At 64.5% G+C, this 26,758-nt stretch carries 23 protein-coding genes and 3 tRNA genes; all 26 read right to left on the bottom strand.

Features of this window, described 5'->3' with window-relative positions; all coding sequences use genetic code 11:
• Positions 1 to 243: 243 nt before the first annotated feature.
• The 26 genes from pnp to tpiA all read right to left on the bottom strand — a co-directional run bounded on the left by pnp (position 244) and on the right by tpiA (position 26,497).
• Positions 244 to 2,352, bottom strand: a complete 2,109-nt coding sequence (gene pnp, locus RZA67_RS05660; RefSeq protein WP_317211657.1) for a polyribonucleotide nucleotidyltransferase — start codon at positions 2,350 to 2,352, stop codon at positions 244 to 246.
• 147 nt (positions 2,353 to 2,499) lie between these two features.
• On the bottom strand, positions 2,500 to 2,760 hold the full coding sequence (gene rpsO, locus RZA67_RS05655) for a 30S ribosomal protein S15 (protein WP_005417886.1): 261 nt from the start codon (positions 2,758 to 2,760) through the stop codon (positions 2,500 to 2,502).
• 171 nt (positions 2,761 to 2,931) lie between these two features.
• Positions 2,932 to 3,840: a tRNA pseudouridine(55) synthase TruB gene (truB, locus tag RZA67_RS05650; protein ID WP_317211655.1), complete on the bottom strand. Its 909-nt coding sequence runs from the start codon at positions 3,838 to 3,840 to the stop codon at positions 2,932 to 2,934.
• An 89-nt stretch (positions 3,841 to 3,929) separates the two neighbouring features.
• The gene (gene rbfA / locus RZA67_RS05645; protein WP_317211653.1) at positions 3,930 to 4,313 is read right to left on the bottom strand and encodes a 30S ribosome-binding factor RbfA; all 384 of its coding nucleotides are present in this window, start codon (positions 4,311 to 4,313) and stop codon (positions 3,930 to 3,932) included.
• Positions 4,314 to 4,409: 96 nt separating this feature from the next.
• Positions 4,410 to 7,055, bottom strand: a complete 2,646-nt coding sequence (gene infB, locus RZA67_RS05640) for a translation initiation factor IF-2 (protein WP_317211652.1) — start codon at positions 7,053 to 7,055, stop codon at positions 4,410 to 4,412.
• 92 nt (positions 7,056 to 7,147) lie between these two features.
• Entirely contained in the window at positions 7,148 to 8,659 is a 1,512-nt protein-coding gene (nusA, locus tag RZA67_RS05635; RefSeq protein WP_317211651.1) for a transcription termination factor NusA, read from the bottom strand.
• A gap of 4 nt (positions 8,660 to 8,663) precedes the next feature.
• A complete protein-coding gene (gene rimP, locus RZA67_RS05630; protein ID WP_317211650.1) occupies positions 8,664 to 9,251 on the bottom strand; it encodes a ribosome maturation factor RimP in 588 nt (195 codons plus the stop codon).
• A gap of 440 nt (positions 9,252 to 9,691) precedes the next feature.
• Positions 9,692 to 9,768 (bottom strand) — tRNA-Met (locus RZA67_RS05625).
• An 83-nt stretch (positions 9,769 to 9,851) separates the two neighbouring features.
• Positions 9,852 to 9,928: transfer RNA gene (locus RZA67_RS05620), tRNA-Met, on the bottom strand.
• A 126-nt stretch (positions 9,929 to 10,054) separates the two neighbouring features.
• The gene (nuoN, locus tag RZA67_RS05615; RefSeq protein WP_317211649.1) at positions 10,055 to 11,515 is read right to left on the bottom strand and encodes an NADH-quinone oxidoreductase subunit NuoN; all 1,461 of its coding nucleotides are present in this window, start codon (positions 11,513 to 11,515) and stop codon (positions 10,055 to 10,057) included.
• A gap of 36 nt (positions 11,516 to 11,551) precedes the next feature.
• Positions 11,552 to 13,060 carry an NADH-quinone oxidoreductase subunit M gene (locus RZA67_RS05610; RefSeq protein WP_317211648.1) on the bottom strand — a complete coding sequence of 503 codons (1,509 nt, stop codon included), beginning with the start codon at positions 13,058 to 13,060 and terminating at the stop codon, positions 11,552 to 11,554.
• A gap of 23 nt (positions 13,061 to 13,083) precedes the next feature.
• Positions 13,084 to 15,264 (bottom strand): NADH-quinone oxidoreductase subunit L, encoded by a 2,181-nt coding sequence (gene nuoL, locus RZA67_RS05605; protein WP_317211647.1) that lies wholly within the window; start codon positions 15,262 to 15,264, stop codon positions 13,084 to 13,086.
• 7 nt (positions 15,265 to 15,271) lie between these two features.
• Complete coding sequence (gene nuoK / locus RZA67_RS05600; protein ID WP_317211646.1) at positions 15,272 to 15,577, bottom strand: NADH-quinone oxidoreductase subunit NuoK; 306 nt, start codon at positions 15,575 to 15,577, stop codon at positions 15,272 to 15,274.
• Positions 15,574 to 16,230 carry an NADH-quinone oxidoreductase subunit J gene (locus RZA67_RS05595; protein WP_317211645.1) on the bottom strand — a complete coding sequence of 219 codons (657 nt, stop codon included), beginning with the start codon at positions 16,228 to 16,230 and terminating at the stop codon, positions 15,574 to 15,576. Before RZA67_RS05595 ends, nuoK begins: the two co-directional genes overlap by 4 nt.
• A gap of 9 nt (positions 16,231 to 16,239) precedes the next feature.
• Complete coding sequence (gene nuoI, locus RZA67_RS05590; protein ID WP_317211643.1) at positions 16,240 to 16,728, bottom strand: NADH-quinone oxidoreductase subunit NuoI; 489 nt, start codon at positions 16,726 to 16,728, stop codon at positions 16,240 to 16,242.
• Positions 16,729 to 16,731: 3 nt separating this feature from the next.
• On the bottom strand, positions 16,732 to 17,826 hold the full coding sequence (nuoH, locus tag RZA67_RS05585; RefSeq protein WP_317211642.1) for an NADH-quinone oxidoreductase subunit NuoH: 1,095 nt from the start codon (positions 17,824 to 17,826) through the stop codon (positions 16,732 to 16,734).
• The gene (gene nuoG, locus RZA67_RS05580; RefSeq protein WP_317211641.1) at positions 17,823 to 20,057 is read right to left on the bottom strand and encodes an NADH-quinone oxidoreductase subunit NuoG; all 2,235 of its coding nucleotides are present in this window, start codon (positions 20,055 to 20,057) and stop codon (positions 17,823 to 17,825) included. Before nuoG ends, nuoH begins: the two co-directional genes overlap by 4 nt.
• Positions 20,054 to 21,394 (bottom strand): NADH-quinone oxidoreductase subunit NuoF, encoded by a 1,341-nt coding sequence (nuoF, locus tag RZA67_RS05575; RefSeq protein WP_317211640.1) that lies wholly within the window; start codon positions 21,392 to 21,394, stop codon positions 20,054 to 20,056. Before nuoF ends, nuoG begins: the two co-directional genes overlap by 4 nt.
• A 4-nt stretch (positions 21,395 to 21,398) precedes the next feature.
• Positions 21,399 to 21,926, bottom strand: coding sequence for an NADH-quinone oxidoreductase subunit NuoE (nuoE, locus tag RZA67_RS05570; RefSeq protein WP_317211638.1), 528 nt, complete (start codon positions 21,924 to 21,926; stop codon positions 21,399 to 21,401).
• Positions 21,927 to 22,023: 97 nt separating this feature from the next.
• Positions 22,024 to 23,331, bottom strand: a complete 1,308-nt coding sequence (locus RZA67_RS05565; RefSeq protein ID WP_317211636.1) for an NADH-quinone oxidoreductase subunit D — start codon at positions 23,329 to 23,331, stop codon at positions 22,024 to 22,026.
• Complete coding sequence (locus tag RZA67_RS05560) at positions 23,328 to 24,074, bottom strand: NADH-quinone oxidoreductase subunit C (protein WP_317211634.1); 747 nt, start codon at positions 24,072 to 24,074, stop codon at positions 23,328 to 23,330. The genes RZA67_RS05565 and RZA67_RS05560 overlap by 4 nt, the downstream gene beginning before the upstream one ends.
• A gap of 32 nt (positions 24,075 to 24,106) precedes the next feature.
• Positions 24,107 to 24,661 carry an NADH-quinone oxidoreductase subunit B family protein gene (locus RZA67_RS05555; RefSeq protein WP_317211633.1) on the bottom strand — a complete coding sequence of 185 codons (555 nt, stop codon included), beginning with the start codon at positions 24,659 to 24,661 and terminating at the stop codon, positions 24,107 to 24,109.
• Positions 24,652 to 25,008 (bottom strand): NADH-quinone oxidoreductase subunit A, encoded by a 357-nt coding sequence (locus RZA67_RS05550; RefSeq protein ID WP_026070543.1) that lies wholly within the window; start codon positions 25,006 to 25,008, stop codon positions 24,652 to 24,654. Before RZA67_RS05550 ends, RZA67_RS05555 begins: the two co-directional genes overlap by 10 nt.
• Positions 25,009 to 25,121: 113 nt before the next feature.
• Positions 25,122 to 25,206, bottom strand: a tRNA-Leu gene (locus RZA67_RS05545).
• An 81-nt stretch (positions 25,207 to 25,287) separates the two neighbouring features.
• A complete protein-coding gene (secG, locus tag RZA67_RS05540; protein ID WP_317211632.1) occupies positions 25,288 to 25,710 on the bottom strand; it encodes a preprotein translocase subunit SecG in 423 nt (140 codons plus the stop codon).
• A 31-nt stretch (positions 25,711 to 25,741) separates the two neighbouring features.
• A complete protein-coding gene (tpiA, locus tag RZA67_RS05535; RefSeq protein ID WP_317211631.1) occupies positions 25,742 to 26,497 on the bottom strand; it encodes a triose-phosphate isomerase in 756 nt (251 codons plus the stop codon).
• Positions 26,498 to 26,758 lie beyond the last annotated feature (261 nt).

Raw genomic sequence — 26,758 nt, 5'->3', positions numbered from 1 at the left:
TCGGCCCGGCTGCTGGCATTAGCCCCCGCCTATCTCATATCGATCAAGCCATGACTCCATCAATGGGTGGTGCGTGACGTCCGCATTCGCTAACCCATCGTTCCTCGAGCGCTGGCGCGTCTTCGGCGCGCCCGGAAGAGGCACCACCTCCCGTGCCTCCTGCGCGCATACGCCACGGACACCCTGCAAAGAAAAAGCGGGCCCAAGGCCCGCTTTTTCTGTCCAGCAATGACGGCGTCGCGATTACTCGGCGACGGCGCCCTCGCCTTCTTCCACAGCCTTCATCGACAGGCGGATACGGCCCTGCTTATCCACTTCCAGCACCTTGACCTTGACCACATCGCCTTCCTTCAGCTTGTCGCCCACCTTCTCCACACGCTCGCTGGAAATCTGCGAGACGTGCACCAGGCCGTCCTTGCCCGGCAGGATGGTGACGAAGGCGCCGAAGTCCATGATCTTGGCGACCTTGCCTTCGTAGATGCGGCCCGGCTCGACGTCCGAGGTGATCTGCTCGATGCGGGCCTTTGCAGCCTGCGCAGCAATGGCGTTGACCGATGCGATGACGATGGTGCCGTCATCCTGGATGTCGATCTGGGTGCCGGTTTCCTTGGTGATGGCCTGGATGGTCGAGCCACCCTTGCCGATCACTTCGCGGATCTTGTCCGGATGGATCTTGATGGTCAGCAGACGCGGCGCGTAGTCGGACAGCTCTTCACGCGGGGCGGTCAGGCCGTGGGCCATTTCACCCAGGATGTGCAGACGGCCAGCCTTGGCCTGCTGCAGGGCCTGCTTCATGATCTCTTCGGTGATGCCTTCGATCTTGATGTCCATCTGCAGGGCGGAAATGCCCTCGGCAGTACCGGCCACCTTGAAGTCCATGTCACCCAGGTGATCTTCGTCACCCAGGATGTCGGACAGCACCACGAAACGCTCGCCTTCCTTCACCAGGCCCATGGCGATACCTGCCACCGGCGCCTTGACCGGCACGCCGGCGTCCATCAGAGCCAGCGACGAACCGCAGACCGACGCCATCGACGACGAGCCGTTGGACTCAGTGATTTCCGACACGACACGGATCGTGTACGGGAAGGCTTCCAGGCTCGGCATCACGGCGAGCACGCCGCGCTTGGCCAGACGGCCGTGGCCGATCTCGCGACGCTTCGGGCCCATCATGCGGCCGCACTCACCCACCGAATACGGGGGGAAGTTGTAATGGAACAGGAAGTTTTCCTTGTACTCGCCCGAGGCGGCATCGATGACCTGGCCATCACGGGCGGTGCCCAGGGTGATGGTCACGATGGCCTGCGTTTCACCGCGGGTGAACAGCGAGGAACCGTGGGTACGCGGCAGCACGCCGGTCTTCACGGCGATCGGGCGGACGGTGTCCAGCGCACGGCCGTCGATACGGACCTTGGTGTCCAGCACCGAATTGCGCATGGTGCTGTATTCCAACTCGCCGAATTCCTTCGACAGCTCGGCGGTGTTCCAGCCTTCGGACTCGGCACGGCCGGCCAGCGATTCCAGCACGTCCTTCTTGATCGCGCTGATGGCGTCACGACGCTCCAGCTTGTCACGCACCTGGAAGGCTTCGCCCAGGCGTGCGCCCACGGCTTCCTTCAGGGCGCCGATCAGCGCTTCGTTCTTGGCCGGAGCGGTCCAGGTCGACGGCTTGGTGCCGGCTTCGGTGGTCAGCTCGTTGATGGCCTGGATGACCTTCTGCATCTCGCGGTGACCGAAGGTCACAGCGCCCAGCATCACGTCTTCGGACAGCAGCGCGGCTTCGGATTCGACCATCAGCACGGCGTTGGCGGTACCGGCCACGACCAGCTCCAGCTCCGAGTCCTTCAGCTCGGTCACGGTCGGGTTGAGGATGTACTCACCGTTGCGGTAACCCACCTTGGCAGCGGCGATCGGGCCCATGAACGGGGTGCCGGCCAGCGACAGCGCGGCCGAGGCACCGATCAGGGCCGGGATGTCACCGTCGATGTCCGGGTTGAGCGACATGACCGTGGCGATGATCTGCACTTCGTTCTTGTAGTCTTCCGGGAACAGCGGACGGATCGGACGGTCGATCAGACGCGAAATCAGGGTTTCCTTCTCGGTCGCACGGCCTTCGCGCTTGAAGAAGCCGCCCGGGATACGGCCACCGGCGTAGAACTTCTCCTGATAATCAACGGTCAGCGGGAAGAAGTCCTGGCCCTCACGCGCGCTCCTGGCGGCGACGGCGGAGACCAGCAGCACGGTGTCATCGAACTTGACGATGACGGCGCCGCCGGCCTGGCGTGCGATTTCGCCGGTTTCAAGCGTGACGGTGTGTTTGCCGTACTGGAAGGTTTTGGTGATTTTTGCCACGGAGGGTGTCCTTGGGGATGCTGTCTGCGAATGGACCGTTGGCGACCCATGCCGCCAGCGGATGACCGGGCTGTCCGGTCCGAGAAGGTAATGCGGTACTACAAAACAAAACCGCGGCGCATCGCTGCGCCGCGGGGGAGTCTTTGCTTAGCGACGCAGGCCAAGCTTTTCAATCAGGGCCTTGTAACGCTCGACGTCCTTCTTCTTCAGGTAGTCGAGCAGGCTGCGGCGGCGGTTGACCATCTGCAGCAGACCACGGCGGCTGTGGTGGTCCTTCTTGTGGGTCTTGAAGTGGCCGGTCAGCAGTTCGATGCGGGCGGTCAGCAGAGCGACCTGGACTTCCGGCGAACCGGTGTCGGCGGCGCTGCGCTTGTTATCTTCAATAACCTTCTGGGTGTCGATCGACATTTCTTTTTCTCTTGTGATGCGGGGCCGGCAGGAACGTAGCGATGACGCACCGCCTGACTCGCCGTTGGCTGTGAGGCCTGCAAAGACGCAGACCGCCTGTTGAAGGCCGCAAAATTGTAACGGTCGCGGCCGCTGCGGACAAGGACCGGGCCTGAACCGGCCCCGGCCCGGTTACAGATTGAAGCGGCGCTGGGGCGCCAGCAGGCCGGTGTCGTCCACCTGGCCGAGGCCGCGCACCTGCCCGTCGGCATCGAACACGGCCACCTGCCCGGGCGGCCAGCCCGCATCGCGAAGGCGCTGACCCATGCAGAACCGGCTGGCCTGCTCCGCCTCAAGGTGCACGGCGGGGTAGCCGGACAGGCCACTGGCCAAGGGCAGCAGCAGGGCCTCCATGGCCGCTTCATCACCTGCGTCGGAAAGTGCCCGCAGCTGCTCCAGGGTCACCATCGCCGGCGTGGTGAACGGTTCCACCCACAGCCGGCGCAGCGCACTGATATGGGCGCCGCAGCCCAGCGCCTCACCCAGATCGCGGGCCAGGCTGCGGATGTAGGTGCCCGAGCCGCAGGTGACGCGCAGCCGCAGGCGATCGGCCTGCTGTTCAAGCACCTCGATGGAGTGCACGTGGACGTCGCGCTCGGGCGCCTCGATGGCATCACCGCGGCGGGCTTTTACATAGAGCGGCTCGCCGCCCTGCTTGAGCGCCGAATAAATCGGGGCGCGCTGGCGGATGTGACCGGTCAGCGGCGCCAGCGCCTCGTTCAGCATTGTCGCGCTGAAGGCGGGCACAGGGCGCTGGAGCAGCACCTGGCCCTCAGCGTCGTCGGTGTCGGTAGTGGTGCCGAGCACGATCCCGGCGTCGTACGCCTTGGCCGAGCCCAGCAGCAGCCCGGCGATCTTGGTCGCCTCACCGAAGCACAGCGGCAGCAGGCCGGTCGCCAGCGGGTCGAGGCTGCCGGTGTGGCCGCCCTTCTCGGCGCGGAACAGGCGGCGCGCCACCTGCAGGGCGGCGTTGGAGCTCAGGCCGCCGGGTTTATCCAGCAGCAGGATGCCGTCAAGGCGACGGAACTGAATTCGGGTCATGACAGAGTTGTGTAGAGCCGAGCCATGCTCGGCTTCCGCAGCGATGCGCGGGAGCAAAAGCAGCCGAGCATGGCCCGGCTACAGCGACCTTATTCTTCGTCGGCTTCGCGACGCTTCTCCGCGGCCACCGTGTCCGGCAGGTCGCGCAGGATGTTATCGATGTGCTCGCCGCGGTCCACCGAATCGTCGTAGTGGAAGTGCAGTTCGGGCACGTGACGCAGTTTCATCGCCCGGGCCAGGTCCATGCGCAGCCGGTAGCCCAGCTCCTTCAGGCCGGCCACGGCTTCGGCCGAACGCTCGGGCATCAGCGCGGTCACAAAGACCTTGGCATGGGCCATGTCGCGGGTGATTTCCACGTCGGACACGCTCACCGAGGGCAACCCGTGCTCACGCACGGCGTTGTGCACCAGGGTACCGAGTTCACGGCGCAGCTGGGCGGAGACACGGTCGGTTCGATGGAAAGTCTTGGGCACGCGGTCTGGCTCTCGTGTTGAATGCGGGGCGGCCCGACCATGGTCGGGCCCCACCCGGGGATGGACCGGCCGATGAAGGCCGGTCCGTCTGCAGCATTACAGGGTGCGCGGCACTTCGATACGCTCGAAGCACTCGATCTGGTCACCCGGCTTGACGTCGTTGTAGGCCTTCACCGCGATACCGCACTCGGTACCGTTGCGGACTTCCTCGACGTTCTCCTTGAAGCGGCGCAGCGATTCCAGCTCGCCCTCGAAGATCACCACGCTGTCGCGCAGCACGCGGATCGGCTTGTTGCGCTTGACCACGCCCTCGATGACCATCGAGCCGGCCACGGCACCCAGCTTGGAGCTGCGGAACACATCGCGGACTTCGGCGATACCGATGATCTCTTCGCGGATCTCCACACCCAGCAGACCGGACGCCACCTGCTTCACCTGATCGATCACGTCATAGATGATCGAGAAGTAACGCAGGTCGATACCGTTGGATTCAATGATGCGACGGGCCGAGGCATCCGCACGCACGTTGAAGCCGATCACGGTGGCCTTGGAGGCAGCCGCCGAGTTGGCATCCGACTCGGTGATGCCGCCCACGCCGGAGTGGATCACGTTGATGCGGATGTCCTCGTTGGACAGCGCGACCAGTGCCTGGCTCAGCGCCTGCACCGAACCCTGCACGTCGGCCTTGATCACCAGGTTCAGCACCTGCTGACCATCACCCTTGCCCAGCTGGGCCATGATGTCTTCCATGCGGCTGCCGGCGGTGGCGACCAGACGCGACTCGCGACGCTTGGTCTCACGCTGCTGGGCCACTTCCTTGGCCAGGCGCTCGTCCTCGACCACGACGAAGTCGTCGCCGGCTTCGGGCACACCGGACAGGCCGAGCACCTGGACCGGAATGGACGGACCGGCGAACTCCGGCTGGTTGCCGGTTTCGTCGAACAGCGCACGCACACGGCCGTACTGCACGCCGCACACCAGGTAGTCGCCCTTCTTCAGGCGGCCCTGCTGCACGAGCACGGTGGCAACCGGGCCACGGCCCTTGTCCAGCGAGGATTCGATGACCACACCGGCGGCGCGGCCGTCGTCCACGGCCTTCAGTTCGAGCAGTTCGGCCTGGATCGACACGGCATCCAGCAGGTCGTCCACACCCAGACCGGTCTTGGCCGAGATCTCCACCATCTGGGTGTCGCCGCCGAAATCTTCGGAGACCACCTGTTCGGTGAGCAGCTCGTTCTTGACCCGCATCGGGTCGGCACTGGCCTTGTCGATCTTGTTGATCGCCACGATCAGCGGCACACCCGCCGAGCGGGCGTGCTGGATGGCTTCCTTGGTCTGCGGCATGACACCGTCGTCAGCGGCCACGACCAGCACCACGATGTCGGTCAGCTTGGCACCGCGGGCACGCATCGAGGTGAACGCGGCGTGGCCCGGGGTATCCAGGAAGCTGATGACGCCCTTGGGCGTTTCGACGTGGTAGGCGCCGATGTGCTGGGTGATGCCGCCGGCTTCGCCGGTGGCCACCTTGGTACGGCGGATGTAGTCCAGCAGCGAGGTCTTGCCGTGATCGACATGACCCATGATGGTCACCACCGGCGGACGCTGGACGGCTTCGCCCTGGTCGCCTGCGGTGGACGCCAGCAGCGCGTCCTCGATGTCGTCATTGTTGGCGCGCACCACGGTGTGGCCGAGTTCTTCGGTGACCAGCGCGGCCGTGTCATGGTCGATGGACTGGGTGATGGTGGCCATCACGCCCATCTTGAACAGCGCCTTGACCACCTCGCCGCCCTTCAGCGCCAGCTTCTGCGCCAGGTCGGCCACGGTGATCGTGTCGCCGATCGCCACTTCACGCACCACCGGTGCGGTGGGACGCTCGAAACCGTGCGGACCGCTGTTGGCGGCACCGCGCGACATGTCGCGACGGCCACCGGCCTGGTTGCGGCCACCCGGACGGCCCCGGTTGTTGCTGTTGCTGTTGCCACGACGCGCACGGTCGGCAGCCGACAGATGCATCTGGCCGGCAAAACGATCGCCCGGGCCACGCTCGCTGCGCGGCGCAGCACGGTTGCTGCGGTCGTCGTTGCGCGGCGGCGGCGGCGGCGGGTTGCGCGGCGTAGCCGAGTTCGGCACGGTCACACGCGACGGGCGCGAGGCGGTCTCGTCGATCGGCGCGCGCACCTTCGGCTTGCTTGCCTCCAGCGCCTCGGCGGCCTTTGCAGCGGCAGCAGCCTCTTCGGCCGCCTTCTTCTCGGCTTCGGCACGTTCCTTGGCCGCGACTTCTTCTTCGCGGGCACGAACAATGGCCTCGTCGCGCAGACGGTCCTTTTCAGCCAGGGCGGCCTGCTCGTCAAGATTGCGCTGGCGGGATTCCTCCAGCTTGCGCAGGATGTCGGCGCGCTCCTCATCCGGGGTCATGCGCGAGGCCGCCTTGTCGTAGGTGCGCTTCTGGCGCACTTCCACGTTCACGGTGGTCTTGCTGCGACCCGCATTCACCGTCACTTCCTGGTGCTTGCGGCGGTTCAGGGTGATCTTCTTGGAAGCGGCTTCGGCTTCCTCGACGGCCTGCTCGGGCTTGCCATGGGCACGGCGAAGGAAGCCAAGGAGCTTGACCTTCTCGGTGCTGGTCACGACCTGGTCGGGACCGCTGAACTTCATGCCGGCACCGGCAAGCTGTTCCAGCAGTTTATCGACAGGCGTGTTGACCAGTTCAGCAAGCTTGCGGATGGTGGTTTGCTGCGACATTCGGATCCTATGATCTTGAGGGCGCCTCCCCGCAGTTGGAGGAGACGCGGATTCTACGCCCTGAGCGGCTCAGGGCCCTGTTCATTGCCGGCTCATTGGCCGCGTTCCAGACGGGCGATCTCTTCGGCACGCGCGGCCAGGATCAGCGCCGCGGCGCGCTCCTGGTCCAGCCCTTCGATGCCGAACTCCACCACTTCGTCCGCGGCCAGGTCCGACAGGTCCTCACCGGTACGCACGCCATGGCCGGCCAGGGCGTAGGCAGTTGCCTCGTCCATGCCTTCCAGGGCCAGCAGGTCGTCGGACGGCTGACCGTCTTCCAGACCTTCTTCCACCGCCAGCGCCTCATTGAGCAGGGCGTCGCGGGCACGAGCGCGCAGTTCCTCGACGATATCCTCGTCGAAGCCTTCCACGGCCAGCAGTTCGCCAACCGGGACATACGCGATTTCTTCGACCGTGTTGAAGCCTTCGCTGACCAGGATGCCAGCGATTTCTTCGTCCACTTCCAGCTTGTCCATGAACAGCTGGCGGGCGCCAGCCTGTTCAGCTTCGGACTTCGCCGTGACCTGGTCCTGGGTCATCACATTCAGCTGCCAACCGGTCAGACGGCTGGCCAGACGCACGTTCTGGCCCCCCTTGCCGATCGCCTGGGCCAGGCGCTCTTCGGCCACGGCCAGGTCCATCGAATGCTTGTCTTCATCGACGATGATCGACTGCACCTCGGCCGGCGCCATCGCATTGATGACGAAGTTGGCCGGGTTGTCGTTCCACAGCACGATGTCCACGCGCTCGCCATTGAGCTCGTTGGACACGGCCTGCACGCGCGAACCGCGCATGCCGATGCAGGCACCGATCGGATCGGTACGCGCGTCGTGGGCCAGCACGGCGATCTTGGCGCGGTCGCCCGGGTCACGGGCACAGGCCTTGATCTCGACCAGACCCTGGCCGACTTCCGGCACCTCGAGCTTGAACAGCTCGATCATGAACTCCGGCGCGGCGCGGCTGATGAACAGCTGCGGGCCACGCGGTTCCGAACGCACTTCGGCCAGGTAGCCACGCACGCGGTCACCGGCACGCAGCACGTCGCGCGGAATGCCCTTGTCCTTCGGAATGAAGCCCTCGGCATTGCCGCCCAGATCCACATAGATGTTGCCGCGCTCGGCACGCTTGACCACGCCGGTGATCAGCTCGCCCACGCGGTCCTTCCAGGCATCGACCACCTGCTGCCGCTCGGCTTCGCGCACGCGCTGCACGATGACCTGCTTGGCTGCCTGTGCCGCGATGCGGCCGAAATCCGGGTTCTCGATCTGCTCTTCGATGAAATCACCGACTTCCGAGCCTTCGGCTTCGTCGACGGCGTCCATCAGACGGATTTGGCGATCCGGCGACTCCATCACCACGTCGTCGGCCACGACTTCCCAACGGCGGAAGGTTTCGTAGCTGCCGTCCTTCTGGTCGATGGCCACGCGGGCCAGCACTTCCTGGTCCGGGTAACGCTTCTTCGCCGCCGAAGCCAACGCGGCCTCGATCGCTTCGAAGATCACTTCGCGCGGCACGCCCTTCTCGTTGGCGACTGCGTCAACTACCAGCAAAAGTTCCTTGCTCATTGGCTCACTCCGCGCGCGGCTTCTTTGCCGCCGGCTCGTTTGATGGGTTCTTGTCAGTCTTGGGACGCTTCGGTGCTGGGCCGGTCGGCTTGCTCGGGGCCAGCCCCAGCGCCACCCAGTCCGGCATGATGCGTGCCTTGTCGATGTTGTCGGCCGACACCACCACCGGGGCGTTGTCGACGGTGAAACTGATCGTGCCCTGCTCCGCATCGACCGCATCGATGCGGCCCTGCAGGCGGCGACGGTTGTCCTGCGGCAGCTTCAGCGTGACCTTGGCCTTCTGACCAAGATGCTGACCGAACTGCGCCAGGGTGAACAGCGGACGGTCCACACCCGGGGACGACACTTCCAGCGTGTAGTTGCCGCTGATCGGGTCTTCCACGTCGAGCTGGGCCGAAACCTCGCGGCTGACGCGCTCACAGTCCTCGACGTTGATCACACGCTCGTCCTGCTCGGCGATCAGCACATCGATGTACAGGCGCAGGGTCGCGCCACCGGGCGCCGGCAGATATTCCACGCCCAGCAGCTCCAGACCCAGCGCATCGACGGTGGGGCCGAGCAGATTCGCGATTTCAGTTGCCTTGTCGCTCACAGCCTGCCTTGATTCTGTAGAGCCGGGTGCCTCCCGGCTGGAAAATAGAGGGACGGGTTGCTGCCCGCCCCGCTCCGGAAACAACAAAGGGCCCGCTGGGCCCCTTGTCCGGTTGAATCCGGTCACTGGATTCCGGCCGCAGGGCGCGCTGACGCGGTCCCCTGCGAAGCCCAGCTTCTGCTTGAAGCCGGTGGCGGGATGACGGCGCCACAAGGCCAACCATCAGATACACCGCCAGCCCCTTGATGATAGCGCTTGCACCGTGCTGGTGCAAGGCTGGCAACCGGTCGCAGGTGTGATGCAACAGCGACGTCCGACACCTCCCGCGCAAAGATCGAAGCGATCAGGCCGGCGAGCAGCAACGGCCGAACGAAAAAGGCGACCCTGTCTCCAGGATCGCCTTGATCGCGCTGCGCTCAACCAACAACATTGAGGCGATATGGTAGCGGGGGCAGGATTTGAACCTGCGACCTTCGGGTTATGAGCCCGACGAGCTGCCAGACTGCTCCACCCCGCAGCAGAAGCGGAATCATAAAGGAAGTTCACAGAAACTGCAAGCTTTCTTCATGGACACCCGGACCGGTTGGCGCCGGCAGGATGTGGTAGCGGGGGCAGGATTTGAACCTGCGACCTTCGGGTTATGAGCCCGACGAGCTGCCAGACTGCTCCACCCCGCACCGGAAGTGTTTGAGATGCTGCCCCGCTTTTCGGACCGGGCTACCGCAACGAAGTTCTGGCTGAACCGCTGCAGTGACAACTCAGGCTGCGCATATTACACGAATCGCGCAGGTTTGTGTCATTTTTTATGAAAGATGCGCAAAAGCCTGCTGGCACCAGACCATGATCGGGTTCAGGCCCAGCGGCAGGAACAGCAGCGCCAGCGAATTCACGCCCAGCACCACGCCCAGCACACGGTCGTTGTTGCGCGGCATCGGCTCGCCCACCGGCTCGTCGAAGTACATGACCTTGATGACGCGCAGGTAGTAGAAGCAGCCCACCACAGCCGCCAGCACACCCAGAATGGCCAGCCACAGCAGGCCGCCCTGCACTGCCGCGCCCAGCACGGTCAGCTTGGTCCAGAAGCCCAGGAACGGCGGGATGCCGGCCAACGACGCCATGATGCACAGCACCAGCGCCGCCATCCATGGGTTGCGCGAGCTCAGGCCCTTGAAGTCATTGATGTTCTCGGCTTCAAAGCCGGCGCGCGACAGCGCGATGATCGCGCCGAACGAGGCCGCCGACATCACCGCATAGGCCAGCGCGTAGAACATCGCGGCGCTGTAGCCTTCGGTACCGCCGCCGGCAACGCCCATCAGCAGGAAGCCGATGTGCGAAACGGTGGAGTAGGCCAGCATGCGCTTGAGGTTGGTCTGCGCAATCGCCATCAGATTGCCGACCACCAGCGACAGCGCGGCAAGACCGGCCAGCAGCAGCTGCAGCTGGTCCGACAACGGGCCCACACCCATTTCCAGCAAGCGGTAGGCCATGCCGAAGGCGGCCAGCTTGGGCGCCGAGCTGATGAACAGCGCGATCGGGGCGGGCGCGCCCTGGTACACGTCGGGCAGCCACATGTGGAACGGCGCTGCGCCAAGCTTGAAGGCCACGCCGGCGATCATGAACACCGCGCCAGTGACCAGCAGCATGTTTTCCTGCGAGTTCGGGATCGCTTCGCGGATGGCATCCAGGTGCAGGCTGCCGGTGGCGCCATAGATCAGCGACATGCCGTACAGCAGCAGGCCCGAGGCCAGCGAACCGAGCACGATGTACTTCATCGCCGCTTCGGAGGCCATGCCGCTGTCGCGGTTGCTGGCCACCAGCGCGTAGGAGCACAGCGCAAGCAGTTCCAGACCGAGGTAGACCATCAGCAGGCTGCCGGCCGAGACCAGGATCATCATGCCGACCGTGGCAAACAGCACCAGCACCGGAATCTCGCCCTGGAACAGCCGGCGCTCGCGCATGTAGCTCCAGCCGTAGACCAGGCTGAGGCCGCTGAGCAGCACGATCACGGTCTTCATCACGTCGGCCGCGGTGTCGCGGACGAACATGCCGTGGAAGACCTCTCCCTGCCCGCCGGTCCCGGTGGCCAGCATGACCAGCACGACCGCCAGCGCGGCGACCGAGAACAGGTGGGTGATGATCTTGTTCTTCTCGCTGACGAACAGGTCAAGAATCATCAGGGCGAAGGCGCTGGCAACCAGCACCAGCTCGGGAGCGAGCGGCGGCAGGTCGGCGGCGGTCAATGGCAACAGCGGCGAGGTGGTCATTATCAAATCCTGGAATCAGTTCGCTGGTCGGCCCGATCAGAGCAGCTTGCTGGAGGCGATCTGCATCGCCAGCTTGGCGATGGACGGCTCCATCAGATCGGTGAGCGGCTTGGGGTACAGGCCCAGGGCCAGCGTGCCCAGAGCGAACACACCCAGCACCAGCCATTCACGGCCATTGATGTCCTTCAGCTCGGCGACGTGGGCATTGGCCACCTCGCCGAAGAAGATGCGCTTGTACAGCCACAGCGAGTAGGCCGCCGCGGTGATCAGGGTGGTGGCGGCAGCCAGGGCGATCCACGGATTGCGCTGGAACGCAGCCAGGATGACCATGAACTCGCCCACGAAACCGGACGTACCCGGCAGGCCGGCGTTGGCCATGAAGAACAGCATCGAGAAGGTGGCGAACCACGGCATGACGTTGACCACGCCGCCGTAGTCGGCGATGCGGCGGCTGTGCATGCGCTCATACAGCACGCCCACGCAGGAGAACATCGCGCCGGAGACGAAGCCGTGCGAGATCATCTGCACCATCGCACCCTGCAGGCCCAGGCGGGCCGCATCGGTGTTGCCGGCCTCACGGACCAGCCACAGCGCGATGAAGGTACCGAGGGTCACAAAGCCCATGTGCGCGACCGACGAATAGGCGATCAGCTTCTTCATGTCCGACTGCACCAACGCCACCAGACCGACGTAGATCACCGCGATCAGCGACAGCGCGATGACCAGCCACGCCCATTCGTGCGAGGCATCGGGCACGATCGGCAGGTTGAAGCGCAGGAAGCCGTAACCACCGATCTTCAGCGCGATGGCAGCCAGGATCACCGAACCGGCGGTCGGTGCTTCCACGTGCGCATCGGGCAGCCAGGTGTGCACCGGGAACATCGGCACCTTGACCGCGAAGGCGATCAGGAAGGCGAAGAAGATCCAGGTCTGTTCCTTCGCGCTCAGCGGCAGCGCGTACAGGTCGGCGAGCTGGAAGCTGCCGCCCTTCATGTACAGATAGACCAGCGCCACCAGCATCAGCACCGAGCCGAGGAAGGTGTACAGGAAGAACTTCAGTGCAGCGTAGATGCGACGCGGACCACCCCAGACACCGATGATCAGGAACATCGGGATCAGCATCGCCTCGAAGAACACGTAGAACAGCATCGCATCGGTCGCAGCGAAAATGCCGACCGTGATGCCCTCCAGGATCAGGAAGGCGGCCACGTACTGGTTGACGCGCTTGTCGATCGCGCTCCAGGCGCCGATCAGGGCCAGCACGCCGACCAGGGTGGTCAACAGGATCAGCGCGATGGCGATGCCGTCGACGCCGAGGTTGTAGCCCACCTTGTAGGCCGGGATCCACGCATGCGTTTCGACGAACTGCAGGGCGTCCACTGCCGGGTCGTAACCGGACAGCAGGGCCAGGCTGGCGACGAAGGTCAGCACGGCAACACCCAGCGACGCCCAGCGGGCGGTCTGCGCGTCACGGATCGCAAGGATCAGGGCACCACCGATGATCGGCAGCCAGATGAGAACACTGAGGAGAGGCCAGTTGGTCACGTCTTCTTATTCCGTACAGGTCATCAACGCATGTAATGCATCAGCGCGCCCAGCAGGGCAATCAGGCCGATGATCATCGCGAAGGCGTAGTGATAGAGGAAACCGGATTGGGTACGGCGCAGCACATGCGCTGCAACATCAGCACCCTTCGCGGTGAGATTGACCAGACCGTCAACAATGTTGCTGTCGAACCAGGACGACACCTTGCCGAGCTTGACGCTGCCACCGGCAAAGCCGTTGATCCAGAGCTTGTCGAAGCCGTACTTGTTCTCCAGCACCGACACCAGCGGGGCAAAGGTCCTGCGCGCCTTGCCCGACAGATCCGGCTTCCACAGATAGAACAGAACGGCCAGCAGGAAGCCTGCCAGGGTCAGGAAGAACGGCGGCATCATCATGCCGTGCAGCGCGAACGCGACCGGACCGTGGAACTCCTCGCCCAGGATGGCGATGGTGTTCTTGGCCGGATCGTAGAACTCCACGATGCCGGTAAAGAAGTTCATCGCCTGTCCCTTGATGGCCTCCGGGGCGTGGTGACCGGCCCAGTCGGTTCCGAACAGCATCGGACCGATGCTGAAGAAACCGATGGCAATGGACGGAATCGACAGCAGGATCAGCGGCAGCGTCACCACCCACGGCGTCTCGTGCGGCTCATGGGCCCCGTGGCCGTGATGACCATGGTCATCGTGGGCGTCGTGGTGTGCGTCAGCAGCGTGGTGGTCATCGTGACCGTGCGCATCACCATGGTCATCATGGTGGGCATCACGGAAACGCTCCTTGCCGTGGAAGGTCATGAACAGCAGACGGAAGCTGTAGAAGCTGGTCACGATCACGCCGCCCAGCACAGCCCAGTAGCCGTAGGTGGCGACCCAGCTGCCCGAATGGTGCGCATGCAATTCGGCGGCCTCGATGATCGAATCCTTCGAGTAGAAGCCGGAGAAGAACGGCGTGCCGACCAGCGCCAGGGTGCCGATCCACATGGTGATGAAGGTGATCGGCATGTACCTGCGCAGGCCGCCCATCTTCCGCATGTCCTGCTCGTGATGCATGGCGATGATGACCGAGCCCGCGCCGAGGAACAGCAGCGCCTTGAAGAAGGCGTGCGTCATCAGGTGGAACACGGCGGCCGAGTAGGCCGACACGCCCAGCGCTACGGTCATGTAACCCAGCTGCGACAGCGTGGAGTACGCAACGACGCGCTTGATGTCGTTCTGCACGATGCCGATGAGGCCGGTGAAGAACGCCGTGGTCGCGCCGATGAACAGCACGAAGTCCAGCGCGGTCTGTGACAGCTCGAACAGCGGCGACATGCGGGTGACCATGAAGATACCGGCGGTCACCATCGTCGCGGCATGGATCAGTGCCGAGATCGGGGTCGGGCCTTCCATCGAATCCGGCAGCCACACGTGCAGCGGCACCTGGGCGGATTTACCCATTGCACCGATGAACAGGCAGATGCAGATCACGGTCGCACTGCTCCAGATGACCGGCGCGCTGAGCACCTGCATCTCCTGGCCGAACAGCGAGATGGAGCCGCTCCAGACCTGGATGGCGATGTTGCCCAGTTCCGGGTCCATGATCTTGGCGAACACGGTGGCGTAATCCAGGGTACCGAACACCCACAGCACGCCGCCGATGCCGAGCAGGAAGCCGAAGTCACCGACACGGTTGACCAGGAAGGCCTTCATGTTGGCGAAGATGGCGCTCGGACGCTTGAACCAGAAGCCGATCAGCAGGTACGACACCAGGCCCACCGCTTCCCAGCCGAAGAACAGCTGCAGGAAGTTGTTGCTCATCACCAGGGTGAGCATCGAGAAGGTGAACAGCGAGATGTAGCTGAAGAAGCGCTGGTAGCCGGGATCCTCGGCCATGTAGCCGATGGTGTAGATGTGCACCAGCAGCGACACGAAGGTCACCACCACCATCATCATCGCCGTCAGACGGTCGACCATGAAGCCGACGTGCGCCGAGTACTGGCCGACGTCGAAGAAGGTGTACAGATTCTCGTTGAACGGCTGCGCGCCGCCCCAGAGCAGCTGGTACAGCGTGAACATCGACAGCGCGCAGCTGACGGCCACGCCCAGGATGGTGACGGTCTGCGCGCCGAGGCGCCCGACCTGGCGACCGAACAGGCCGGCGATGATGCTGCCGAACAGTGGTGCGAGCACCACTGCGATCAACAGACTCTTGGAGAGAGTGATTTCCATCTGTGGATCAGCCCTTCAACGAATCGACTTCGCCGACATTGATCGTGCGGCGGGTACGGAACAGTGTCACCAGGATTGCCAGGCCGATGGCGGCCTCGGCGGCGGCCACGGTGAGGATGAAGAACACGAACAGCTGACCGGCCGTGTCCCCCATTTCCCGCGAAAACGCGACGAAATTGATGTTCACCGAGAGCAGCATCAGCTCGATGGACATCAGCAGCACGATGATGTTCTTCCGGTTGAGGAAGATGCCGGCCAGGCTGATGCAGAACAGCAAGGCCCCCAGTGCCAGCATGTGGCCAAGAGTAATCACGGCTGAGCCTCCTCGCCGACGACCGGCTTGTTGTTGCTGTGCACGACCGGCACTTCGGTGGCCATCTTGGCCATCTTGAGGCGGTCACCGGCCTTGACGCGGACCTGGTCGCCGATGTTCTGGGTCTTGATGCCCTCGCGACGACGCAGGGTGAGCATCACCGCTGCCACCACGGCCACGGTCAGGATCACCGCGGCGAACTCGAACGGCAGCAGGTATTCGGTGAACAGGCTGCGCGCCAGCCAGGTGATGTTGGAGGTGTCGGCGGCCAGCGCAGCGGCGTTGTCGGCCGGGAACGGGTTGACTGCCCTGCCCTTCACGCCCAGCAGGGTCACGATCTGCAGCAACATCACCACCGCGACCACCAGCCCGACCGGCAGGTAACGCACCCAGCCTTCGCGCAGGTTGTCGGTGTCGATGTCCAGCATCATCACCACAAACAGGAACAGCACCATCACCGCGCCTACGTATACCAGCACCAGTGCGACACCGAGGAACTCAGCGCCGACCAGCAGCCAGATGCAGGCCACCGAGAAGAAGGTCAGCACCAGGAACAGCACCGAGTGCACAGGGTTGCGCGCACTGATCACCGCCACGGCGGAGATGCCGGCGGCAATTGCGAAAACCCAGAAAGCGATATTTACCCAATCCATCTCTCGACCTCAGCGGTATGCGGCATCGGCGGCGCGACGTTCGGCGATCTCGGTTTCAAGCCGATCACCGAGGGCCAGCAGCTGCGGCTTGGTAACGATGTTCTCGCCACGGTTCTCGAAGTGGTACTCGAGGATGTGGGTTTCGACGATCGAGTCCACCGGGCAGCTTTCCTCGCAGAAGCCGCAGAAGATGCACTTGAACAGGTCGATGTCGTAACGGGTGGTCCGGCGGGTGCCGTCCTCGCGCTTGGCCGAGTCGATGGTGATCGCCAGTGCCGGGCAGACGGCCTCGCACAGCTTGCAGGCGATGCAGCGCTCTTCACCGTTGGGATAACGGCGCAGGGCGTGCAGACCACGGAAGCGCGGCGACTGCGGGAACTTCTCCATCGGGTACATCAGTGTGTACTTCGGCTTGAAGGTGTACTTCAGGGTCAGCCACATGCCGCCCAGCAGTTCGAGCAGCAGCAGGCTCTTGAAGTAATGGATAACTTTGTTCATCACTCAGACGCCCTTTTGAATCACGCCGTAGAACACCATCAAGGCGGTAACCGCGATCCAGAAAATGGTCAGCGGAATGAAGACCTTCCAGCCCAGGCGCATGATCTGGTCATAGCGGAAGCGCGGGAAGCTGGCACGGAACCAGATGTAGGCGCTGGCGAAGAAGAACACCTTCAGGAACAGCCAGGGCGCGCCGCCCTTCCAGATCCAGTCGACCAGCGGCGACACGTCGCCCGGGTTGACCCAGCCCTGGATCGGGCTCAGCCAGCCACCCAGGAAGAAGATCGAGATCAGGAAGCTGATCAGGATCATGTTGGCGTACTCGGCCAGGAAGAACAGCGCGAACGCACCGCCCGAGTATTCCACCATGTGACCGGCCACGATTTCCGACTCGCCTTCGACCACGTCGAACGGCGCGCGGTTGGTTTCGGCCACGCCGGAGACCCAGTACACGACGAACAGCGGGAACAGCGGCAGCAGGAACCAGTCGAGGAAACCGGAACTGCCGGCCTGCGCCATCACGATGCTGCTCAGGTTAAGGCTGCCGGCAGCGATCATCACACCGACCAGCGCGAAGCCCATCGCGATTTCGTAGCTGATCATCTGCGCCGAGGCGCGCATGGCGCCCAGGAAGGCGTACTTGGAGTTCGACGCCCAGCCGGCCAGAATCACACCGTAAATGCCCATCGAGGTCATCGCCAGCAGGTACAGCAGGCCCGCGTTGGCGTTGGACAGCACGATCTGCGAGTCGAACGGCACCACCGACCAGGCGGCGAAGGCCGGGGCCAGGGTGATCAGCGGCGCCAGCAGGTAGATCACCTTGTTGGCACTGCTGGGCTGGACGACTTCCTTGAACAGCAGCTTGAAGACGTCGGCGAAGGCCTGGAAGATGCCCATGCCCACGTACATCGGCCCGTGACGCACGTGCATCCAGGCGATCAGCTTGCGCTCCCAGACCACGTAGAAGGCCACGGCGATGATCACCGGCAAGGCGATCACCAGGATCTTCAGGATGATCCAGATCAGCGCGCCGATCTCACCAAGGCCGAGCAGCCACTGGTGCAGCGGATCGACCGCGTTCAACAGCAATTCGTTCATGCAGCCACCACCGATACGCGTGCAGCACCCAGCGGTGCGGTTGCACCGTGGCCCGATTCAATCCAGACCGAACCCGCAGCGACGCGGGCGTCGACGACCACCGGCAGGGTGGCACGACCGGCGTCGGTGCCGACCTTGGCCATCTGGCCGTCCTGCAGCTGCAGGCGGGCGGCGTCTTCCGTGTTCAGCACGATGCGCGGCGCGGTGTTCAGCGGATGCGCCTGCAGCGCCGGCGCGCGGCGGACCACCGCGTCGGTGCGGTAGATCGCTGCGGTGCTGGCCACTTCCAGGCCCTCGCCCGCCGTTGCAGGCTGGGCCGAGCTCGAGACCGCCACGCTGACCGGTGCCAGGCTGGCACGCAGGCCGGCCAGGTCGGTGAACTCGAAACCGGCCACGGCGAGCTCGCCGCCCAGGGCACGCAGCACACGCCAGCCCTCGCGGGCTTCACCCGGCAGCTTGCCGCCGGCACGCGCCGACTGCTCGCGACCATCAAGGTTGGTCAGGGTGGCGTCCACTTCGGGCAGCGCGCCGATCGGCAGGATCACATCGGCGACGTCACGGGTCGAGGCGCAGGCAAACTGGCTGAAGGCCACCACCTGGGCGCCGGCCAGCGCCTTGCGCGCAGCGGGGGCATCGGCGAAGTCCAGACCCGGCTCCAGGCCGTAGACCACATAGGCCTGGCGCGGCTGCGCCAGCATCGCGGCCACGTCCTTGCCGCTGGGCAGCACGCCGGCGCGGCCGAGGCCGATGGCGTTGGCGCCCTGCGGAATACGGCACAGCTTCGCACCGGTGGCGGCGGCGAACTCGCGTGCTGCCGCACGGATGGCGGCCGCCTGCGGGTGGTTCTCGGCGATGCCACCCACGATCAGCACGGTGTTGGCACCGCCCTGCACGGCGGCACGCAGCTCGGTGCTGGCCAGCGCATCGACGAACTTCGACGGGGCAACGATCTGCTTGCCGGCGATGCTGAAGGCGAAATCGAAATCGACCGGGTTGACGACGTGGATCTTCGCCCCGTTCTGGGTCTGCGCCTTGCGCAGGCGGGCATGCAGCAGCGGCAGCTCGTGGCGGATGTTGCTGCCGAGCACGACGATCTGGCTGGCACCCTCGATCTCGGCCAGCGGCAGGCCGAACACTTCGGCGGTCGCGGCGTCGGAGAAATCGCGGTTGTTGATGCGGTGGTCGATGTTGCCGGTGCCCAGACCCTTGGCCAGACGGGCCAGCAGCGCGCCTTCCTCGTTCGAGGTCGACGGGTGCACCAGCATGCCCAGGGCATCGCCCTGGTTGGCCTTGAGGATGTCCACGGCTGCCGCCAGACCCTCGGCCCAGCTCACTTCCTTCCACTCGCCATTGACCTTGCGCAGCGGCTTGACCGCACGGTCCTCGCTGTACAGGCCCTGGTGCGAGTAGCGGTCACGGTCGGACAGCCAGCATTCGTTGACCAGTTCGTTGTCGCGCGGCACCGAACGCAGCACTTCGCCACGGCGCACGTGCAGGAACAGGTTCGACCCCATCGCATCGTGGTAACCCAGCGACTCGCGCGCGGTCAGTTCCCAGGGACGCGCACGGAACTGGAACACCTTGTTGGTCAGCGCGCCGACCGGGCAGACGTCGACCACGTTGCCGGAGAGCTCGGTGGTCAGCGGCTTGCCGTCGTAGGTGCCGATCTGCAGGTTCTCGCCACGGTACATGCCGCCCAGCTCATAGGTGCCGGCAACATCAGCGGTGAAGCGCACGCAGCGGGTGCACTGGATGCAGCGGGTCATCTCGGTGGCCACCAGCGGCCCCATGTCCTCATCCACCACCACGCGCTTGCGCTCGTTGAAGCGGCTGACCGAACGGCCGTAGCCGAGCGAGACGTCCTGCAGTTCGCACTCGCCGCCCTGGTCGCAGACCGGGCAGTCCAGCGGATGGTTGATGAGCAGGAACTCCATCACCGAACGCTGGAACTTCAGCGCCTTCTCGCTGCGGGTGGCGACCTTCATGCCGTCCATCACCGGGGTGGCGCAGGCGGGCGCCGGCTTGGGCGACTTTTCCACGTCGACCAGGCACATGCGGCAGTTGGCCGCGATCGGCAGCTTCTCGTGGTAGCAGAAACGCGGGATCGGGATGCCGGCCTTGTCAGCGGCCTGGATGATCATCGACCCCTTGGGCACCACCAGCGCCTGGCCGTCGATCTCGACGGTGACGTGGTCCGGCGGTACGTTGGGATTTACCGGTTGCGCGCTCATGCGGCAGCAGCCTCCACCTTCTTGCCGTCAACCATCGAATGACCGTTGACGATGTAGTACTCGAACTCGTCCCAGAACTGGCGCAGGAAACCCTGGATGGGCCATGCCGCCGCTTCACCGAACGCACAGATGGTGTGGCCTTCGATCTGGCCGGCAACCGTCTTCAGCTGGTGCAGGTCTTCCATCGTCGCCTTGCCGGCCACGATGCGGTCCAGCACGCGGTGCATCCAGCCGGTGCCTTCACGGCACGGGGTGCACTGGCCACAGGATTCCTTGTGGAAGAACTGGCTGATGCGACGGGCGAACTTGACGCAGCAGACGCTGTCGTCGATCACCACGATCGCGCCCGAGCCCAGGCCGGAACCCAGCGCACGGATGGTGTCGTAGTCCATCGGCAGGCGCTTGAGCTCGGCCGCGGTCAGCACCGGCATCGAGACGCCACCGGGAATCGCGCCCTTGAGGGTACGACCCGGCTTGAGGCCACCGGCCATTTCCAGCAGGTCGTCGAAGGTGGTGCCCAGCGGCACCTCGAAGTTGCCACCCTTCTGCACGCAGCCGGATACCGAGAAGCACTTCGGACCACCGTTGTTGGTCAGGCTCAGGCCCTTGAACCACTCCGGACCGTTGCGGATGATCGCCGGCACCGAACCGTAGGTCTCGGTGTTGTTGATCGTGCTCGGCTTGCCGTACAGGCCGAAATTGGCCGGGAACGGCGGCTTGTACCGCGGCTGGCCCTTCTTGCCTTCCAGCGATTCCATCAGCGCGGTTTCTTCGCCGCAGATGTAGGCGCCGGCGCCAAGCGCGCCGTAGATGTCGATGTCCACGCCGCTGCCCAGCACGTTCTTGCCGAGCCACCCGTTGGCATAGGCATCGGCCAGCGCCTGCTCGAAGTGCTCGAACGGCTCGTGGTGGAACTCGCCACGCAGGTAGTTGTAGCCCACGGTCGAGCCGGTGGCGTAGCAGGCAATGGCCATGCCCTCCACCACCGAATGCGGGTTGTAGCGCAGGATGTCGCGGTCCTTGCAGGTGCCCGGCTCCGATTCATCCGAATTGCAGAGGATGTACTTCTGCATGTCACCCTTGGGCATGAAGGACCACTTCAGGCCGGTCGGGAAGCCTGCACCGCCACGGCCACGCAGGCCCGAGGCCTTGACCATTTCGATGACCTGCTCCGGCGTGATCTTCTCTTCGAGGATCCTGCGCAGCGCGGCATAGCCACCGGTCTTGAGGTAGCTTTCGTACGACCACGGGGTGTCGTAATGCAGGGTGGTATAGACCACCTGGTGCGGCTGCGGCGCGGGACCGACCGGACCCTTGGATTCGTGGTGATGTGCCATGCCCTTACTCCAGCCCGTCCAGCAGCGCGTCGACCTTTTCCAGCGTCAGGTGCTCATGGTAATGACCGTTGATGACCATCATCGGCGCGCCCGCGCAGCCGGCCAGGCACTCTTCCTCGACCTTGAGGTAGACGCGGCCGTCAGCGGTGGACTGGCCATGCTTGATGCCCAGCTTCTTCTCGCAGTGGCGCACGATGTCGTCGGCACCATTGAGCCAGCAGCTGATGTTGGTGCAGATGGCCACGTTGTTGCGGCCTACCTTCTCGGTCTCGAACATCGAGTAGAAGCTGGCCACCTCGTAGGCCCACACCGGCGGCAGGTCCAGGTATTTGGCCACACCGGCGATCAGCTCGTCGGTCAGCCAGCCCTGGTTCTGCTCCTGTGCGGCGTGCAGGCCCTGCAGCACCGCCGAACGCTTGCGGTCCGGCGGGAACTTGGACAGCCAGTGATCGATGTGAGCACGGGTCTTGTCGCTCAGCACCACCATCGGGTCGACGTCGCGCGCCGCCTCGAAATTACCTGTCGCCTTCATCGGCCGACCTCAGCGAAATGCATAACGTGAATCTCCAGAACCTGCGGCGCCGGCTTGCGCCGGCTGCCTTCAGGACGTGCGGGCAGGAAGACCGGCATTACCGGTCGACCTCACCGAACACAAGGTCATAGGTACCGATCATCGCCACCACGTCGGCCAGCATGTGGCCGCGGACGAACTCGTCCAGCGACGACAGGTGGGCGAAGCCCGGCGCGCGCAGGTGCACGCGGAACGGCTTGTTGGCGCCATCGGACATCAGGTAGCAGCCGAACTCGCCCTTGGGCGCTTCGACGGCCGAGTAGGTTTCACCGGCCGGTACGCAGTAGCCTTCACTGAACAGCTTGAAGTGATGGATCAGCGCTTCCATGTCGTCCTTCATGTCCTCGCGCCGGGGCGGAGCGACCTTGAAGTTCTTGACGATCACCGGGCCCGGGTTGGCCTTCAGCCACGCCACGCACTGCTTGATGATGCGGTTGGACTCGCGCATCTCGGCCACGCGGCACAGGTAACGGTCGTAGCAGTCACCCTCGGTGCCCAGCGGGATGTCGAAGTCGACCTTGTCATACGCGGCGTAGGGACGCTTCTTGCGCAGATCCCAGGCGATCCCCGAGCCACGCAGCATCGGGCCGGTCAGGCCCCACGCCTTGGCCTGCTCCGGGCTGACCACGCCCACGCCGACCGTACGCTGCTTCCAGATACGGTTGTCGGTCAGCAGCGTCTCGTATTCGTCGACACGGCCCGGGAACTCGTTGGTGAAGTTCTCCAGGAAGTCCAGCAGCGAGCCTTCGCGCGCGGCATTGAGCTGCTTGAGGGCCTTGCCCTTATGCCAGCGCGATTCCTTGTACTTCGGCATCTGGTCCGGCAGGTCGCGGTAGACGCCGCCCGGACGGTAGTACGCCGCGTGCATGCGCGCGCCGGAGACCGCTTCATAGCAGTCCATCAGCTCTTCGCGCTCGCGGAAGGCGTACAGCATCACCGCCATCGCACCCAGGTCGAGCGCGCCGGTGCCGATGTTCATCAGGTGGTTGAGGATGCGGGTGATCTCATCGAACATCGTGCGGATGTACTGCGCACGGATCGGCGCCTCGATCCCCATCAGGTCTTCGATGGCACGCACGTAGGCATGCTCGTTGCACATCATCGACACGTAGTCGAGGCGGTCCATGTAACCGATCGACTGGTTGAACGGCTTGGACTCGGCCAGCTTTTCGGTGCCACGGTGCAGCAGACCGACGTGCGGATCGGCGCGCATGATGGTCTCGCCGTCCATCTCCAGGATCAGACGCAGCACACCGTGGGCCGAGGGATGCTGCGGCCCGAAGTTCATGGTGTAGTTGCGGATTTCCTGGCGCTGCTCTGCCGTGTTGCTGGCAAACGCTTCGCCAGCCTGATGTACGTGACTCACTTCACTGCCTCCTGCGCGCGTTCGCCTGCAGCGGTCTGCAGACGGGCGTCATCACGGATCACGCGGGGCACGCCGACGCGCGGCTCCACCGAGGTCACCGGCTCATAGACCACGCGCTTCTTTTCTTCGTCGTACCGCACTTCCACATTGCCGATCAGCGGGAAATCCTTGCGGAACGGATGGCCGACGAAACCGTAGTCGGTCAGGATGCGGCGCAGGTCCGGGTGACCTTCGAAGATCACGCCGAACAGGTCGAACGCCTCGCGCTCGAACCAGTTCATACCCGGCCACACGCTGGTCAGCGAAGCGACGACCGGCAGCGACTCGTCCGGTGCGAAGCAGCGCATATGCATCATCAGGTTGTGCTCGAGCGAGCGCAGCTGCGCGACCACCGCAAAGCGACGGCTCGGCATCGCCTGCGGCCGCGCGCCACCGGCGCTTTCCTCGCTGGGGAATTCACCCCAGGCGAAGCGACCCAGGCCCTTGCCTTCGACGCCGCGGCTGAAACCCTGCGAGGAGACGTCGGAGGTGTCCCACTCGTCGGAGCCGTAGCCAAGGTAGTCGACGCCGCACAGGTCCACGGCCATCTCGAACGCGAATTCGTCACGCAGCGCCAGTGCGGTGGCGTGCCACTGGGCAACAGGCACCTCCAGCGTCACTTCGCCGCGGGGTTCGACCACGATGACAGTCGCGTCAGCGAAACGCGCGGAAAGTCGGTCGATGAAGGATGCTTGCTCTGCCATGGGGCTTGGCGCGCTCTCGTCAGGTAGAAGGGTCAGCGGGCGATGGTCTGTGTACGCCAGATCTTCTTCTGCAGCTGCAGGATCCCGTACACCAGCGCCTCGGCGGTCGGCGGGCAGCCGGGGACATAGACGTCCACCGGCACCACGCGGTCACAACCGCGGACGACCGAATACGAATAGTGGTAATAGCCGCCGCCGTTGGCGCAGCTGCCCATCGAGATGACCCACTTCGGGTCCGGCATCTGGTCATAGACCTTGCGCAGCGCCGGGGCCATCTTGTTGACCAGGGTGCCGGCCACGATCATCACGTCGGACTGACGCGGCGACGGACGGAACACGATGCCGTAGCGGTCAAGGTCCAGACGCGCCGCACCGGCATGCATCATTTCCACCGCGCAGCAGGCCAGACCGAAGGTCATCGGCCACAGCGAGCCGGTACGCGCCCAGTTGAGCAATGCATCGACGCTGGTGGTGACGTAGCCCTTTTCCAGCAGCGGGTTGTCGCCAGCCGGACGCAGGATGTCATCAACCCGCCCTTCCGGGGTCGGATTGTTCATCAGGCCGTCGAGAGTCTGAATCACTCCCATTCCAGCGCTCCCTTCTTCCAGACGTAAATGAAACCGAGGAACAGCATGCCGACGAACAGGCCCATGGTGACGAGCGAACGGGCGCCCAGCTCCATGAAGACCTGGGTCCACGGCACGATGAAGATGATTTCCAGATCGAAGACGATGAACTGGATCGCGATCAGGTAGTAGCGCACGTCGAACTTCATGCGCGCGTCTTCGAAGGCCTCGAAGCCGCACTCATAGGGCGACAGCTTTTCCAGATCGGGGCGGCGGGGGCCGAGGAATCGTCCGACCAGCATCAGCGCAACGCCGATACCGGTGGCAACGATCAGAAACAGCAGGGACGGCAAATATTCGGCCAGCACAGCGATTCTCTCTTGCCTCTGCCGCGGTGCCTGCAGGCACGTTGGCATGGGGGAGTGGACGGGAGACCGGCCTGGCGCCGAGCGCGCCAGGCTGTACCCGCTTTACTAACAAATGGTGCCCAAGAGGGGACTCGAACCCCTACGACCTAAGTCGCTACCACCTCAAGGTAGTGCGTCTACCAATTCCGCCACCTGGGCAAACGATCACATCAGCCAATCAGCTTAATGCGCCGCGTATTGTAACCGGCTTCAGTGTTTCTGGAAGCCTCTTTGCGTATTTTATTTAACGTTTTCTGCAGATTCCGCCTCAGCCGGCACAGTGGCGGCCGGAACGGCCTGCTCTGCGGGGGCCGGAGCCGTCGACGGGGCGGCCTGCGGCACGCTCGGCACCGTGTTGACCGGAGCGGCCGGCGCGGTTTCGGCGGGCGCGATCATCAGACCCAGGTCCTGCCCGCCCGAGGGGCGCGCCCCATGACCGGCGTACCAGGCCATGAACAGGCTGATACCGAAGAACACCACGGCCAGCCACTTGGTCGATTTGGACATGAAGTTCGATGCGCCGCGCGCACCGAACACCGTGCCCGAGGCACCGGCACCAAAGCCCGAACCAGCTGCCGCGCCGGAACCACGCTGCATCAGGATCAGCGCAATCATGGCCACTGCGACCAGCACGTAAACGACATTGAGAATCAACATCAGCATCTGGAACCCGCCCTCGGACTATACTTCTTGATCAGTTTGCGGCCGCCGCTTCGGCGATGGCCAGAAAATCGGCGGCCACCAACGAGGCACCGCCCACCAGCCCTCCATCGACATCGGGCTGTGCGAACAGCTCACCGGCGTTGTCAGGCTTCACGCTGCCACCGTACAGGATCGGCAGCGAATCAGCGATTCTAGCATCGACCTTGGCTACTTCGCCACGGATGAAGGCATGCACCTGCTGCGCCTGCTCCTTGCTGGCGGTGCGCCCGGTGCCGATCGCCCAGACCGGCTCGTAGGCCACCACGGCGTTGGCAAAGCCTGCCGCGCCAACCCGCTCCAGCACCGGGGCCAGCTGGCTGGCGATGACCTGCTCGGTCTGCCCGGCTTCGCGCTGCTCCAGGGTCTCGCCCACGCAGAGCACCGGCACCAGCCCGGCGTTGAGGGCGGCGGCGAACTTGGCCGCGACCAGCGCACTGCTCTCGTGATGGTACTGGCGCCGCTCGGAGTGGCCGACCAGGCCGTAACGCGCACCGACCTCATGCAGCATCGCTGCCGACACCTCACCGGTGTAGGCGCCCTTCTCGTTGCAGCTGACGTCCTGCGAGCCGAAGGCCAGCCCCGTATCGCTGAAGTCCTCCACCAGCTCGCCGAGGTAGGGCAGCGGCGGCAGGATGACCAGCTCGACGCCCTGCCCCGGCGCCCCGTTGGCGATATCGGTGACCAGGGAAACGGCGAACTCGCGGCTGCCGTGCAGCTTCCAGTTACCGGCGACGATCTTGCGGCGCATGGGCAGGACTCCATTTGAAATCAGCCGCCCATGATACCGGAACGAGAAAAAACCCGTTTCGCCGTAATCGTTTACATGGTGTTACAGGGGTTGGTCGGCCAACGGCGCAGCCCCTCGTGGCTACCAACGTCAACTGCTGCTCTTTGGATGGGCCGGACGGGTGGGACGTGTGGGGTACTTCCTTGGCCACTACGGGCACCGGCAGCGCACGCGCGACCCGGGCGATGGCATCGAGCAGCCCCCGCCAGTCGCGGTCACCGC

It is taken from the genome of Stenotrophomonas sp. C3(2023), assembly GCF_032911385.1.
In the GTDB taxonomy this organism is placed as follows: Bacteria; Pseudomonadota; Gammaproteobacteria; order Xanthomonadales; family Xanthomonadaceae; genus Stenotrophomonas.
The sequence above is the reverse complement of the archived record's forward strand: the minus strand, read 5'-3'. Positions and strand labels throughout refer to the sequence as shown.